Genomic DNA, 11,745 nt, shown 5'->3' with positions numbered 1-11,745 from the left:
GTAATGTGGTATCGCCCACTGAGTTTTTTCTTTTGGTAGTATCTTCACTTGTCCGATTTTGTAATTCAGTATAGATAGACAGAGTAAAAAAGAGTACGTATTAATCTTGAATAGCACAAAAAACACTACCCTTTTCGTTACTTTAGAGAAAGGATAGTGTTTTTTCGTTTTGCGGGTATCGGAAAATCTTTGCTAGTAGCAGTACCTCAATAAGAAGATCGCAATTTCCACTTACCTCGCTATATCAAGGCTTACTTATCTGATTTGAGATGTTTGGGATGCAAAAGTTGAGTTGCAAACATTATTATCCAAAAAATATTTACTGTAATTATTTTACATGGTATTATTTGTATTATACATGCGGAGTATGCATGTATAATAAAATAAATTAAAAAGGAGTGCTTAATCGTGAATCTTAAGTCCATTTTCAAAGGAGTATCATCGACTCTGATAGCTGGTGTAATTGTTGGGACTTGTACTATACCTGCTTTTGCGGAGTCGACTACAAGTGTATCTTCGAAAAATTATGCAGTTACAAGTGGAGTATTCAAAGCTCTAAACAAGGAGGTTTCAAAGGGCTCTGTTGATCAATCAAGCTGGAGTCGGGAGTTCGAATTAGATGAGAATGACGGAGCACAAGTAAACTTCTGGATTGAAAATACCGGGAGTAATGACATAAAAATATCAATTGATGGAAAAGTCTCAAGAACCATCGCACCAGGCAAGCAAGGCCACATTTCTGCTGAGGTTAAAAATGGTTGGTTTGGTTGGACATACAATTACACATTTACAGCTTCACCACCGGCTAACGGTGGTAAGGTTAAAATGAATTATAGTATTGCTCAAAGAAATAATTAACGAATTACGGAAAGGTAATCACTCATTACCTTTCCGTAATTTCATCATATCCCTCACCAAGATTAGCAAAATAAAAAACGAAGGGCATCCCTCCGCTTTTTTTTATGCTCCAACTCGGTCGGCTGCTATTTTAAATCCCTCGATTGAAACCTGCTCACCCGCAAAGTGAGAAAATGCTAAAATGCTACTTAACACCATTACTCCCAATAGAATTCGGCTGAAAAATAAAGTCCTTCCAAATCCCAATGTTCATATGAGACATGCCAATCAGATGAGGAATTTTAGTGTACTCTGCAATTTCTAATGCATTCAAAAATTGTTGCAATGCTCTTTCAAATTCCAAAGAATCTATCAAATTTCCTGTTGGTATGGCTTGATCGGTTAAATTCTGACTAAGCGTTAATAGATGAGCTACAAGAATCGCGTATCTTTTATTCTCATTAAATCTTCGAAAAGAATGAGGTTCATATCGGGCACCTAGCCTAACAAGCTGAAGCAGTCTATTCGAATGAATATGTTCGGACCAAATAAGAAATCAATCTTGAGATAAATAAATCCAATTTATATCGTCAAATTCTTTAATAACATAATCTGATCCTATACTACGTAAAATTCTATTAAAGAAAATGATGTCATCTTCATCATCGTAATCATATAAATCCTTTTGAACATGTTCTTTAATAATAAAATTCGTTAAATTTGTATTATTAACAAATTCGAAAAAGCAAGATCTTATAAAAGTTGAATCATCTTCATTTAATTTTTCATCATTAACAATTGAAATCTTAAAAACATTTAAAATCGCATTAATATCTTCTTCGTCCATATAACATAATGGTTCAAGCTTTTTGTCTTCTTCTGTAAATGGCTTTCGAGTATCTTCAATTATTACGTAAGATAAAATGTTACCATCTTTCAGCACACGAAAAACTTCTAAATCACGTAATTTTAAAGCTCTATTAAGTGATAGCATAATTTCCCCCTACTCAAATATTAAAACCCAAATACTAACTTTGGATTCATTAGTAATCACCTACTGTTACACCTACTAAAGTTGCTATTATTATCACATATATAGGGTGCCATAATATATCAGTGCAACATATTTAGAAACTTTTTTTCGAGGATAATTGAGTGAGCCATCAATTATAAAAAGCAATCTGAATATATTTCCCACCACCATATACACGAATTACGGCATTACCCCTTTTGACATCATCAGTATCCCTTCCTCTTTCACTTAAAGAGGTCTTATACTTCTTTATTACGTTATTAATCGCATGATCATATACATACACCGCACGCATTCAACAGAAGGATGAATAGGGATACCGGGAAGTACCAATTAGATTACAGACTTACAATAAAAAAGCGCTTCACTTCAAGTTAGTAGACACATTTGGTCACAATCATAAAACACAAAAAAATACCAAAGGTTCAAAACCCTTGGTATCATTGAGATGCGGCCGAGAGGACTTGAACCTCCACGGGTTATTCACCCACTAGGCCCTCAACCTAGCGCGTCTGCCATTCCGCCACGACCGCGTGCTATGAAGCTGTCTTTCCACTAAGCATGTAAGCTAGTGAATCATGATCAGCACTTTGAAAATAAAGTGCGGGTGAAGGGACTCGAACCCCCACGTCGTAAGACACTAGATCCTAAGTCTAGCGCGTCTGCCAATTCCGCCACACCCGCGTGACAAGTGGTGAGCCATGAAGGACTCGAACCTTCGACCCTCTGATTAAAAGTCAGATGCTCTACCAACTGAGCTAATGGCTCGCTCTAAAAGTGATTCAAAATTTTAAAATAAAATGGCTGGGCTAGCTGGATTCGAACCAACGCATGACGGAGTCAAAGTCCGTTGCCTTACCGCTTGGCTATAGCCCAACGAAGGTAAATGGTGACCCGTACGGGATTCGAACCCGTGTTACCGCCGTGAAAGGGCGGTGTCTTAACCGCTTGACCAACGGGCCGTCTGGTTGAGAACTTATCTGGCGGAGAAGGAGGGATTTGAACCCTCGCGCCGCTTACGCGACCTACACCCTTAGCAGGGGCGCCTCTTCAGCCACTTGAGTACTTCTCCATAATGGCTCCACAGGCAGGATTCGAACCTGCGACCGATCGGTTAACAGCCGATAGCTCTACCACTGAGCTACTGTGGAATGATCAGACTTTCTTCATTATAAATGATGCGACATATTGTGTCAAGAAGCAACATTTGTTTTTTTAAGAAAGTATCGTTGTCTCTCAACGACTTTTATAATTTAACATAGATCACCGAAATGAGTCAAGCCTTTTTAAAAAATTCTTTTGATTTTTCCTCTGCACTTTCCGCAGGCATATCTTTCCGGGTTCATTGCCCGTTTCTTTATATACTGTTGGCCGCAAGCCGTGCATCTATACATATATGTTTTCTTTTCTGTCTTTTTTGTTTGCAGCGGCGTGCAGAATCTCGGCGCTCCGACTTTCTGAAGCAGCTCTCTGAAGTCTTTGTCTCTGTGCTTGTACCCTTTTCCTTCAAGATGAAGGTGATAATGGCACAGCTCGTGTTTAATGATGCCTTCCAGCTCGCTCCGGCCGTGTTCGAGCAGATATTTGCGGTTTAATTCGATGTTATGGGAAGACAGCATGTACCGGCCGCCTGTCGTTTTCAGCCGGTCATTGAAGAAGGCCCGGTGGCGGAACGGCTTTCCGAAATCTTGTGCAGAGATGTCTTCCGTCAGCTTTTGAAGTTGTTCGTTATCCATAAGTGCACCCCGCTTTAAAAACATTGAACGGGACAATTCACCGTTCGCATACAATGTGTTAAAACCGCCCTCTAACTAAAAGCTGAGGAGGAATGAGCCATGCCGAATTGGCTGATGAAACAAATGCAAAAAGCGTTTTTAGAAAAGGACAATTACCAAATCAAACTGCTGAACCAGTGCTGGTACTTCTACAGAAAAAAACACTGCTCGTAAGCAGTGCTTTTATTTTACCATAGACAGCGACACTCTGCCTTTTTGCACGTCCACCCCTTCGACCCATACGGTGACGATGTCTCCGACCGATACGACGTCGAGAGGATGTTTGACGAATTGATTGCTCAGTTTTGAGATGTGCACAAGCCCGTCTTGCTTGACGCCGATATCGACGAAAGCGCCGAAGTCTACGACGTTGCGGACGGTGCCCTGCAATTCCATCCCTTCCTTTAAATCCTCAAGCTGCAGAACGTCTTTTTTCAGCAAAGGTTTCGGCACTTCATCACGAGGATCGCGCTCCGGCCTTGTCAGCTGCCCGCAAATATCCGCAAGCGTAATGTCCCCTATTCCTAGCTCTTCTGCCGTTTCAGCCAGCGGAAGTGCGCTGATTTTCTCTTTTACGTCTGCGCTTCCGATCTGATCTGCTGTGAGATGAAGTTTTTTGAGCAGCGCCTTTGTCTCTTTATAGCTTTCCGGGTGTATCCCGGTGCGGTCGAGCGGTTCCTGTCCTTCGGGCACTCTCAGAAAGCCGATGCATTGTTCATATGTTTTTGCACCGAGGCGCGGGATTTCTTTCAGCTCTTTGCGATTTGTAAATTTGCCGAGTTCTTCCCTTTTTTTGACGATGTTGCCGGCAACGGTTTTGGATAACCCGGCTACATACTGAAGCAGCGCTGCTGATGCTGTATTGACATTTACCCCGACTTGGTTGACGACGGTCTCTACGACAAAACGGAGAGATTCGTTTAAATGCTTTTGGCTGACATCATGCTGGTATTGCCCGACGCCGACGGATTTAGGATCAATTTTCACAAGCTCGGCCAGCGGGTCCTGCAATCTCCGCGCGATGGAGACGGCGCTGCGCTCTTCGACCTGAAAATCCGGAAATTCCTCACGAGCGATTTCTGACGCGGAATACACGCTTGCCCCTGCCTCATTGACGATGACATAATAGATGTCCCGCTCTGTTTCTTTTAACACATCAACGATGAATTGCTCTGTCTCTCTTGATGCCGTGCCGTTTCCGATCGCGACAACCTCGACTTCGTATCGGTCCAGCAATTGTTTGATTTTTTTCTGGGCTTCGGCTGTCTTTTTGACGGGAGCGTGCGGATAAATAACGTCGATTTTCAGCACTTTTCCCGTCTCGTCAACGACTGCCAGTTTGCATCCCGTACGGAAAGCCGGATCGACGCCGAGCACGACTTTCCCCTTCATCGGCGGCTGCAGCAGGAGCTTACGCAGGTTTTCAGCGAAAATATGGATTGCCTGCGCGTCTGCTTTTTCTGACAGCTCTTTGCGAATGTCACGCTCAATAGCCGGCTGGATCAGGCGTTTGTACCCGTCCTCAATGGCTTCTTTCAGCGTTTCTTTCACAGGCGTTTCACGATGTTTGATGATTTGCTTTTCTAAATAAGCTTTCACCTGATCGGCGGGCGGTTCGATCGCAATCTTTAAAATGCCTTCTTTTTCACCGCGGTTCATCGCAAGCACTCTGTGAGGAACGACTTTTTGGATCGGCTCTTCGTATTCATAATACATTTCATAGACGTTTTTCTCGTCATCTGCGGCTGACTTGCCTGCTGTGGATGTGAGAATTCCTTTTTTATACGTTTCCTGGCGGATCCACTTTCTGAAATGAGGATCATCCGAGATTTGTTCGGCTATGATATGCTTCGCGCCTTCAATGGCTTCTTCTCTTGTAGCGACTTCTTTCTCTTCACTGATATATTGATCAGCGATTTCATGGAGCCGGTTTTCTTTCGGGAGAGAAAGAATATAGTCCGCAAGCGGCTCAAGCCCTTTGCTTTTGGCGACGGTCGCTTTTGTTTTCCGTTTTTGTTTGAAGGGACGGTATAAATCCTCGACTTCCTGAAGTTTGGCCGCTTGTTCGATTTTTCGCTTCAGTCCGTCCGTCAGCTTGTCCTGTTCGGCGATCAATCTGATGACTTCTTCTTTCCGCTGCGTCAGGTTTTGTATGTATTGCCACCGCTCGGAGATTGCCTGAATCTGCACCTCGTCCATTGAGCCGGTCTGTTCTTTTCGGTACCGCGCAATAAACGGGACGGTATTGCCGTCTTCAAGCAGGCGGATGACACTTTCGACATTTTTTTGGGATAAAGCTGTTTCTTCAGCAATTTGTTTTTTCAAAAGGGCTAACGTTTCCATATCACAAAAGCCTCCATCTCTTCATTCTTACTCTAGTGTATCAAAAAACGGCGGAACATAAAAAAGCAGCCTTACGATAAAAGCTGCCCGAGAATATAGGTCAAATCATCACGTCTGGATGTTGTGTATGGATGAAGTGATTTTGATATATCTTCTATTGAGTGTCCCTGCTTTAAGCAGGTGCGGATATGCGGAACCTCCAGCCCATCTGTATAGACGATGAATGTTGCCCCTTTTTCATATGATGAGGTATACGTTTTGTACTTCTGCGGTTTGCCTGAAAGGTAGCCTGAGATCGGCAGCGGATGAAAGACTTCGCCTGATGGGGAATGCAGAAAGAAACGGACGTTCCCGATCGAACAGTATGTCAGTTCCCTTTTGGTGAAATTGAATTTCAAGATGGAGGCAGTCGCCCCTCTTTTGTTTCTCATCGCTTGATTGCAGCGCTCAATGATGCTTTCTACATCCTCATCTGCATACGTCTCAACGATGTCTTTAATGGCCGACGAGGATTCGTTGGCAAGAGATCCGCTGCCGAGACCGTCCGCTACCGCGCAGACTAATTCCTCTTCATTCGCCTTTATAAAAAAGCTGTCGCCGCATATGGACTTGCCTTCTTTATTTAATTGGTATACAAGAGTTTGAACATGTTCATTTTCTTCAACCTGAATCATTACATTAGCTCCATGGAGGGATCTCCAATCAAGGCCTCTCTCAGTTTTTTCACCGCTTTCCGCTGCAGGCGCGAGACGTGCATTTGAGATATTCCGAGAATGTCCCCTGTTTCTTTTTGGCTTTTATTTTGCACAAAAGTTAGATCGATAATTTGTTTTTCGCGGTCGGACAGCACATGAAGCACGCTTTTGATCATCATCTGCTGGTTAACGCGTTCGTAACCTTCCTCCTGCGAACCGACGATATCAAGAATCGTGACGGTGCTTCCGTCCGCATCCGCTTCGATGCTGTGATCGACAGACAGCGCCTGATAGCTTTTTCCCATCTCCATCGTTTCCAGCACTTCCTCTTCTGATACATCGAGAAAGGCCGCGATTTCTTCGACTTTCGGCGACCGCTGTGTCTCTGTCGTCAGCTGATCCACCGCCATTTTTATGCGGGGGCCGAGTTCTTTAATCCGTCTCGGAACATGTACGCTCCATGTTTTATCTCTGAGGAAGCGTTTGATCTCACCGATGATGGTCGGGATTGCAAATGCTTCAAAGGATTTGCCGACCTCGGGGTCATACCGTTTAATGGCACCGAGAAGCCCGATCATCCCGACCTGGCGGAGATCTTCGTGAAAGCTTTTTCCTTTTGAATATTTCTTTGCCAGCATTTCGACGAGATTGGTATACACCTCGACAAGTGTTTCCTGGGCTTCTTTATTATCATGTATTTGAAAGTCGAGTATGAGCCGATCAACTTCATCTTTAGTTAGTTTCGTAGTTTTTGATGGTTGTGCCATGATCAACTCGCTCCCCATTTAAATACTTTGTCATCGCAACGGTTACGCCAGAGTTGCTTTGAACTTTGACTTCATCCATGAGCGTTTCCATTAAATATAGACCGAGCCCTCCTTCTGACAATTGATCGACTGTGTGCGAAGGTGTGTACGGCCCGAGATCCTGCTGCTTTTGATCAAAATCAAAGCTGTCTCCCTGATCGGCGACAATGACCTCCAGCCGATCCTCAAACACACCGAACCGCACGGATACTTCTCCCTTATTCTCATCTTTGTATGCATGCTGGACAGCGTTTGTACAAGCTTCACTGACAGCGATTTTCAAATCTTCAATGTCATCATAGGTATAGCCCATTCTGCTGGCCACACCTGATAACGTAAGCCTGACGATTCCTACATATTCCGGTTCGGCCGGAATTTTCATCTCTATATAATCAACTGATGTACTCATTGCACGCCACCTTCTGACTTTGCCGAAATATCGATGATGTCCTTAAGCCCCGTAATTTCAAACAGACGGACGAGCCTTTCGGAAAGATTCTCAAGCTTCAAAGAACCGCCTTCCTTGCTCACCGTTTTAAACACGCCTACAAAAATGCCTAAACCCGTACTGTCCATATAGTTCACATCTTTTAAGCAGATTCTCATGTTTTTCCCCTCGTTAGCCAGGGGCATCAGCTTTTCACGAACCACCGGAGCTGAGTATACATCAATTTCTCCAGCGATATTGATTTGTATATCTGAAAGATTTTCCTTCATATCTACTGTTAAATTCATCGTATCACCTCTGAAAGTTTTCCTTACTCGTGCTAATGGCTTTTTACCCGCGCTGCCGTTTTTCTAAACCTTTCTTTTCAGAACAATTAACGTAAAATCGTCATGAAGCTGAAAATCCTGAAGTCTCAGCAGGCTGTCGTAAATATTTTTGACCATATCCTGCGCGGAGCAGTCCATATGTTCTTCCAGCATTCGTTGAATGTCGCCGCGCTCCAGGAAACCGTTTTCGGTACGGCATTCGGTGACGCCGTCAGAAAAAAGAACGATCATGTCTCCTTCGTCCAGGTGCTGTTCGTATTGGCTGTAATCAAAATCCTGAGAAATTCCGAGCACCAATCCTTTTGCCTCCAGGTCATTAAACTTTTTTTCTTTTTCAGAGTAGTAGAAGCCCGGTTCATGCCCCGCAGAAGCATAGGTAAATTGGTGACTCTTCATATTGTAGTTTGCGTAAAACATGGTGATAAACATACTTGAATCCACGTTCTGTTCTACAACGCGGTTAAGATTTTTCAGCACTTGGGAGGGGTGAATGCCGATCTCCGGAAGAGAATCCATGGCATACTTAATCATCGACATGCACAATGCGGCGGGTATTCCTTTTCCGATGACATCGGCTATCGCGATGTTAATCGATTCCTTGTCTTTGACAAAGTGATAATAGTCCCCGCTCATCTGTTTGGCGGGAACGCTGATCGCCCCGATATCCAGCTCTTCTTCCTCAGGAATTTTTGTGCCGAGCAGCGTCTGCTGAACATTTGCGGCAATTTCAATTTCTGAACGAATCTCCTGCTGGATATCTCTCAGACTTTGGTGCTCCTGATAAGCCATCCCGTAGCCAATCATGACTTCTATTAAAAAATCCAGCGAATGAAAAACATCTTCCGGCAGATCCGGATACAGTTCTTTTACTACTTTCCGGTGGATGCTGATAATTTCCTCCGGGGGAACTTGATGTTCAATCGTTTTTCGGCTGAATTTTTGAGCTTGATATAAAGATGTTTCTGTTAATTCGGCTATATAACGGCTAAGCAGCTGATGGTACCGCTGCTCTATAACCTCCCTGAAATCCACGTTCTAACCTCCTACCGAAGCCATTTCACGGCTTGAATCTCTGTTCCTTCCTCTTCAACAGATTGCAGGCTGAATTCGTCCATCAGCCTTTTCACGCCCGGAAGGCCCGCTCCCAGTCCGCCTGACGTTGAAAAGCCGTCTTCCATCACTTTACGGATGTCCGCGATTCCGGGTCCTTTGTCTTCTGCTATGATTTTAAGGCCTTTTTTTCCTCTGTCGTTTACTTGTTCTATGCTGACCTGGCCCTTGCCGGCATATAAGTAGATATTTCTGGCCAATTCTGAGATAGCCGTCGTGATTCTGGCCTGATCCACCGTGCCGAAGCCTAATTCCTTCGCAACGTTGCGGCCAAGCTGTCTGGCGGCTACGATATCCCATTCTGTCATGATTTTCACACAGGATTGGTCGTTCATCGCTATTCCCCCAATTCCCGCTTCAATGTCTCAAGCCCCTGCTCTAAGTCGAGCGCCGTTTCGATTTCCTCAAGTGAGATTCCGAGTTCTATCAATGTGACCGCTACAGCCGGCTGAATTCCCGTCAATACGACCTTTGCGCCCATCAATTTTGACATGGTAATGACATCGCCGAGCACTTTCGCGATAAATGAATCGATCATGTCGACGGATGTCAGGTCAATGACGACCCCGTTTGCGCCAGTTTCATAGATTTTGTTCAGCAGGTCTTCTTGAAAATGCAGAGCAGTCTGATCGTCAAGCTCCCATTGGATGGATACCAATAAGCAATTATACAGTTTCAGGATCGGGATTTTTGGATGTCTCACAATGTTATTCCCCCAATGAAACGATTTTTCGATTTGTCATTTCAAGCGCTGTTTGAATTCCTTTTTGAAGGGTATTCTTCGTAATAACCTGCGACAAATCAATTCCCAGGTTAACGATCGTCTGCGCGATTTCCGGACGGATTCCGACGAGCAGGCATTTCGCGCCGACAAGCCGCACCGCTTCTGATGCCTGGATAATATGGTGCGCCACCATCGTATCAACGACCGGCACGCCCGTAATGTCAATTAAGACAACCTGTGAACGGTGCTTCACGACGCCGTTTAACAGATTTTCCATGATTTGTTTCGCACGCTCCGTATCAATCGTCCCGACAAGCGGCATGACGGTTACATGCTCAAATACCGGGATCAGCGGAGCCGATAGTTCCTGCAGCGCGATTTTTTGCAGAGAAACTGTTTTTTCCCAAGAGATGGAATACTGATTTAAAATTTCCGTGTTGATCGGACTGAAAAAGCTGTCTATTTCCAGAATCAATTCTGCTCTGTCCTGGTCGGCCATCTCATGGTCAACCATCGTTTCGTAAAGCAGCTTCCAAAACTCTGACAGGGTCACTGAAAGAAGTTTCAATGACAGGCCGAGCTGAACGGCGCGCAGAGCGAGCTGGCTGATCTGCTCTTCCGCAGCTTCGTCATTTTTTGTCGATAATAAAAGAATGTCTATATAGTCTTTGCAGATATTTTCGGATATGTGATACGTAAGCTGATAATCTTCCTGATTGCCTACTTCTTTTAATTTGGATGTCCAAGTATCAAGCAGTTCATCATGCTGATCAATAATGAACTGATACACTTTCTGATTCGACATGGGTTTCGCTGACCTCCCGACACAAAACAACATATTTTGTTTGATTATCTCTTTATTATAGCGCTAATGTTTTTCGAAAACAAAAAAAGTTGCTCTATATGAGCAACCAGAAAAATATGACTAAAAATCAATGAGTGCCAAACTGATTTGCAGGGCTTCATCAACCTTATCCATCATTTCATCATCCAGATGAGTTATTTTATCCGTTAATCTTTGCTTGTCAATCGTCCGAATTTGCTCCAGCAAAATAACGGAATCTCTTTCAAAACCGTAGCGTTTTGCATCAATTTCGACGTGGGTTGGTAATTTCGCTTTCTGTATTTGGGCTGTTATGGCTGCAACAATAGCAGTGGGGCTAAAGCGATTTCCGATATCATTCTGGATCACTAAAACCGGGCGTACGCCGCCTTGCTCTGAGCCAACAACAGGAGATAAATCAGCAAAATAAACATCGCCGCGCTTTACAATCAAAATGATTATCCTCCGCTGACTAAGCGCTCAACCGTCGTTTCTGCTTCGCACTCAGCATAGTGAGCCTCAGAAGAAATATTCAAGTTGATTTTCGCCATTTCCATATACCCGCGTCTCATCAAATCACGGTTATGGCGAGTTGTCCGTTCGCTGACATACGCTCTCACTGCCTGTGATATCAGTTCGTTTCTGCTTCGTTTCTCCCGCATCGCTACACCATCCAATTCAGCTACTAAGTTTTCAGGCAAGCTGATTTTCATTTCGGTTCTTGCGCTGGATTCAGACAAAAAACATACACCTCCACCAAACTTACGGATACGACCAATTATCCATCCAGACATAATGATACCATTATTCAAACGTCAAGCAAAG

16 protein-coding genes and 7 tRNA genes are annotated in these 11,745 nt (G+C 44.0%); 2 read left to right on the top strand and 21 right to left on the bottom strand.

Translation table 11 applies throughout. The features are described from left to right. Positions 1-408: 408 nt before the first annotated feature. The gene (locus QRX25_RS02540; RefSeq protein ID WP_212100359.1) at positions 409-858 is read left to right on the top strand and encodes a hypothetical protein; all 450 of its coding nucleotides are present in this window, start codon (positions 409-411) and stop codon (positions 856-858) included. 535 nt (positions 859-1,393) lie between these two features. On the opposite strand, the gene QRX25_RS02530 is transcribed toward QRX25_RS02540, so the two are convergent. From QRX25_RS02530 to QRX25_RS02490, 10 genes are all read right to left on the bottom strand, one after another. Then, positions 1,394-1,831, bottom strand: coding sequence for a terpene synthase (locus tag QRX25_RS02530; RefSeq protein ID WP_115998343.1), 438 nt, complete (start codon positions 1,829-1,831; stop codon positions 1,394-1,396). A 169-nt stretch (positions 1,832-2,000) separates the two neighbouring features. Then, positions 2,001-2,165 carry a cystatin-like fold lipoprotein gene (locus tag QRX25_RS19755; RefSeq protein ID WP_115998344.1) on the bottom strand — a complete coding sequence of 55 codons (165 nt, stop codon included), beginning with the start codon at positions 2,163-2,165 and terminating at the stop codon, positions 2,001-2,003. Between the two features lie 154 nt (positions 2,166-2,319). Beyond that, positions 2,320-2,403: transfer RNA gene (locus tag QRX25_RS02525), tRNA-Leu, on the bottom strand. Between the two features lie 69 nt (positions 2,404-2,472). Further along, a tRNA-Leu gene (locus QRX25_RS02520) sits at positions 2,473-2,554 on the bottom strand. Between the two features lie 8 nt (positions 2,555-2,562). Beyond that, positions 2,563-2,638 (bottom strand) — tRNA-Lys (locus QRX25_RS02515). A gap of 33 nt (positions 2,639-2,671) precedes the next feature. Beyond that, positions 2,672-2,746, bottom strand: a tRNA-Gln gene (locus QRX25_RS02510). An 11-nt stretch (positions 2,747-2,757) separates the two neighbouring features. Beyond that, positions 2,758-2,832 (bottom strand) — tRNA-Glu (locus QRX25_RS02505). A 19-nt stretch (positions 2,833-2,851) separates the two neighbouring features. Beyond that, positions 2,852-2,942, bottom strand: a tRNA-Ser gene (locus tag QRX25_RS02500). Positions 2,943-2,946: 4 nt separating this feature from the next. Continuing rightward, positions 2,947-3,021 (bottom strand) — tRNA-Asn (locus tag QRX25_RS02495). Between the two features lie 135 nt (positions 3,022-3,156). Then, entirely contained in the window at positions 3,157-3,606 is a 450-nt protein-coding gene (locus QRX25_RS02490; RefSeq protein WP_065982845.1) for a SprT family protein, read from the bottom strand. 99 nt (positions 3,607-3,705) lie between these two features. Between QRX25_RS02490 and cmpA the strand changes: the two genes are divergently transcribed. Next, a complete protein-coding gene (gene cmpA / locus QRX25_RS02485; RefSeq protein ID WP_003156164.1) occupies positions 3,706-3,819 on the top strand; it encodes a cortex morphogenetic protein CmpA in 114 nt (37 codons plus the stop codon). A gap of 9 nt (positions 3,820-3,828) precedes the next feature. Here cmpA and QRX25_RS02480 read toward each other — a convergent pair whose 3' ends face one another. The 11 genes from QRX25_RS02480 to endB form a co-directional block, all read right to left on the bottom strand. After that, positions 3,829-5,988, bottom strand: coding sequence for a Tex family protein (locus QRX25_RS02480; RefSeq protein ID WP_212100356.1), 2,160 nt, complete (start codon positions 5,986-5,988; stop codon positions 3,829-3,831). A gap of 71 nt (positions 5,989-6,059) precedes the next feature. Next, positions 6,060-6,662, bottom strand: a complete 603-nt coding sequence (gene rsbX / locus QRX25_RS02475; RefSeq protein WP_065980772.1) for a phosphoserine phosphatase RsbX — start codon at positions 6,660-6,662, stop codon at positions 6,060-6,062. Continuing rightward, positions 6,662-7,450 (bottom strand): RNA polymerase sigma factor SigB, encoded by a 789-nt coding sequence (sigB, locus tag QRX25_RS02470; protein WP_013351101.1) that lies wholly within the window; start codon positions 7,448-7,450, stop codon positions 6,662-6,664. The genes rsbX and sigB overlap by 1 nt, the downstream gene beginning before the upstream one ends. After that, on the bottom strand, positions 7,416-7,898 hold the full coding sequence (gene rsbW / locus QRX25_RS02465) for an anti-sigma B factor RsbW (protein ID WP_003156173.1): 483 nt from the start codon (positions 7,896-7,898) through the stop codon (positions 7,416-7,418). Before rsbW ends, sigB begins: the two co-directional genes overlap by 35 nt. Next, positions 7,895-8,224, bottom strand: coding sequence for an anti-sigma factor antagonist (locus QRX25_RS02460; RefSeq protein ID WP_014469786.1), 330 nt, complete (start codon positions 8,222-8,224; stop codon positions 7,895-7,897). Before QRX25_RS02460 ends, rsbW begins: the two co-directional genes overlap by 4 nt. Before the next feature lie 63 nt (positions 8,225-8,287). After that, positions 8,288-9,295, bottom strand: coding sequence for a PP2C family protein-serine/threonine phosphatase (locus QRX25_RS02455; protein WP_013351098.1), 1,008 nt, complete (start codon positions 9,293-9,295; stop codon positions 8,288-8,290). A gap of 11 nt (positions 9,296-9,306) precedes the next feature. Next, entirely contained in the window at positions 9,307-9,708 is a 402-nt protein-coding gene (locus tag QRX25_RS02450) for an anti-sigma regulatory factor (RefSeq protein ID WP_065980770.1), read from the bottom strand. 2 nt (positions 9,709-9,710) lie between these two features. Then, complete coding sequence (rsbS, locus tag QRX25_RS02445) at positions 9,711-10,076, bottom strand: RsbT antagonist protein RsbS (RefSeq protein WP_003156180.1); 366 nt, start codon at positions 10,074-10,076, stop codon at positions 9,711-9,713. 4 nt (positions 10,077-10,080) lie between these two features. Then, entirely contained in the window at positions 10,081-10,902 is an 822-nt protein-coding gene (rsbRA, locus tag QRX25_RS02440; protein ID WP_065980769.1) for an RsbT co-antagonist protein RsbRA, read from the bottom strand. A gap of 120 nt (positions 10,903-11,022) precedes the next feature. Next, the gene (gene ndoA, locus QRX25_RS02435) at positions 11,023-11,373 is read right to left on the bottom strand and encodes a type II toxin-antitoxin system endoribonuclease NdoA (protein ID WP_003156187.1); all 351 of its coding nucleotides are present in this window, start codon (positions 11,371-11,373) and stop codon (positions 11,023-11,025) included. A 5-nt stretch (positions 11,374-11,378) separates the two neighbouring features. Next, positions 11,379-11,660, bottom strand: a complete 282-nt coding sequence (gene endB, locus QRX25_RS02430; RefSeq protein ID WP_003156188.1) for a type II toxin-antitoxin system antitoxin EndoAI — start codon at positions 11,658-11,660, stop codon at positions 11,379-11,381. Between the last annotated feature and the right edge of the window lie 85 nt (positions 11,661-11,745).

The organism is Bacillus sp. L381 (assembly GCF_030284525.1).
Classification (GTDB): Bacteria; Bacillota; Bacilli; order Bacillales; family Bacillaceae; genus Bacillus; species Bacillus amyloliquefaciens.
The sequence above is the reverse complement of the archived record's forward strand: the minus strand, read 5'-3'. Positions and strand labels throughout refer to the sequence as shown.